This window comes from Vibrio genomosp. F10 str. ZF-129, assembly GCF_000287055.2.
Taxonomy (GTDB): domain Bacteria; phylum Pseudomonadota; class Gammaproteobacteria; order Enterobacterales; family Vibrionaceae; genus Vibrio.
The window spans coordinates 1-256 of sequence record NZ_AJYQ02000053.1; the positions used below are offsets into that span (position 1 = coordinate 1).

Here is a 256-nt window from a genome sequence, read left to right on the forward strand (position 1 = left end):
AGTGCCTTACCGCTTGGCGATAGCCCAACAATGATATCAATTCTTATCAATGTAAGAACAACATCGTTCTTTGTTGCCAAAGAAATCATGGTGCGGACGGAGAGACTTGAACTCTCACACCTTACGGCGCCAGAACCTAAATCTGGTGCGTCTACCAATTCCGCCACGTCCGCATTTTATTTCCTAAAAGCTCTCAATGCAACAAGCACAAACAAGCGTTTAGGAAATGGTGGCTACTGCGGGATTTGAACCTGCG

1 tRNA gene is annotated in these 256 nt (G+C 46.1%); it reads right to left on the minus strand.

The window, feature by feature from the left end:
* Window positions 1-88 precede the first annotated feature (88 nt).
* A tRNA-Leu gene (locus A1QO_RS06220) sits at window positions 89-173 on the minus strand.
* Between the last annotated feature and the right edge of the window lie 83 nt (window positions 174-256).